Consider the following 1,628-nt stretch of genomic DNA (forward strand, 5'->3'; position numbering starts at 1 on the left):
CTTCTTCCTCAAGCTCATGGCTGCTTCCAGGAGACCCTACTACAAGCCTCGTTCCCCCAGATTTTTGCACTGAGCCAAAAAAATGGCACACCCATGGAACATACAACTGTCCCACAAATGTGCTTATTAGCAATTTGCTGCCGTTGTTAAACGGCCCGGCCCCACGCCCGCTTCCGGGCATCGCCTGCTCAGTTTGTACTGTTAATCTCACATCCTGAAAAACAGGAATGTAATGCAGTGCAAAAAGACTTTTTCAAAAAGTATACGACAATGCACAGGTTGTCAATCATCCGGCTACTCATGTTTTTTTTGCTTTGCCATTTTATTCAAACCAGGGTTCATACTTTTTACGAAATGGCGAATATTTTGTCACATCTTGATACATGGCATCTCTTAGTAAAGGAAATATGTCCAAATGATCCCGCTAGCATGAATTTATACAGAGAAGTTTTGTTCATCTAGAAATCGCAAAAAGCGACATTTCTTCCCATTATATACAGTTATTTCGACTATACATCATCAATGACAACCAGCCCATGATACAAGATTACCCTATGCAAGTGTTTGTTTAGTAAACACTTATTTTTCTGGAATTTTACCAGTTTTTCATCATTTTTTGATATTTTAGACTACTCAATTTCGTCAATTTCTACCAAAGACACGCACACACGCATTTTCAACAATACCGTTGATTAATATGCCATTTAGTTTTGGGGTTTGGTGGTTTTGTTTACTTTTTTCACAGCCTTCTTGGAGCTGTAATGGGTGCTCTTTCTGACCTTGTTCCCGTGCTCATCGATCTCAATGTTGGAGCGCTTTGCCTTCAGCTTCTGCACGCGTTTGAACTGTCGTTCATGGATGATGGGGATGTGATGGTTGCGTGACCGATGGACCTCGAACGGGTCACGCGCTTTTCTCTTGGTGGAAGGAAAATCATCGGACTCTGTTTCTCCATAGACGGAGGTTCCAGTGTACTTCTCATTGGTGAGGATGTTCTCGATCGTCTTCACCGGCCATTTCTTCTTGCCCGTTGGTGTAGGAACCTTCAGCGCTTCCAGTTCCTTCTTGATCCTCACGATGCTCCAGCCTTGCTCATACCAATGAAAGGTATCAATACCCTAGGGCAAGCCCTGAACCTAGGAAGCTTCGCATCCTTTTCCGCTCCAGGGGCGAGGTTTGGAACCTTACGTTGCCGGCACTCGCTCGGCAATGGATCCATGGGGATGGCTCCGCTGCTCTCGCTTCGTTGGGCAATCAAAGATCTTCAGGACTATTCTGGCTTCAGCAATGTTGAGGATGAGGCCTTCCTCCTCATTACGATCATATCCATAGCACCTTCGGGAGAATGCCGGGGAGTCGGGATCCATGGTACTTCTTCTCAGGCCCCACTTGATGTTCTCGCTCTTGTTCTCACTCTCAGCCTGGGCTATGCCGGCATGAAGAGTAAGGAGCAACTCCCCTGCTTGGCTGAGGAGGTGGATCTGCTCGTTGTAGAAATAGACGTCCACTTTCAATTCCTTGAGGCGCCTGAGCGTCACCAGAAAATCCACGCAGTTGCGTCCGAACCGGCTGATGGACTTGGTATAGATCATATCGATCTTGCCCGCCTCACAGTCGGCCAGGAGGCT

2 protein-coding genes and 1 riboswitch are annotated in these 1,628 nt (G+C 46.6%); both genes read right to left on the reverse strand.

All coding sequences use genetic code 11. From position 1 onward, the window contains the following. Positions 1–104: 104 nt before the first annotated feature. A riboswitch (NiCo riboswitch) is annotated at positions 105–202 on the reverse strand. Between the two features lie 502 nt (positions 203–704). After that, positions 705–1,115 carry a recombinase family protein gene (locus tag ACODJP_RS13710; protein ID WP_422482456.1) on the reverse strand — a complete coding sequence of 137 codons (411 nt, stop codon included), beginning with the start codon at positions 1,113–1,115 and terminating at the stop codon, positions 705–707. 69 nt (positions 1,116–1,184) lie between these two features. Further along, a partial coding sequence (locus ACODJP_RS13715) for a recombinase family protein (RefSeq protein WP_422482454.1) occupies positions 1,185–1,628 on the reverse strand: 444 nt, incomplete at its 5' end.

The organism is Pleomorphochaeta sp. DL1XJH-081 (assembly GCF_049310885.1).
Classification (GTDB): domain Bacteria; phylum Spirochaetota; class Spirochaetia; order Sphaerochaetales; family Sphaerochaetaceae; genus CAYZJV01.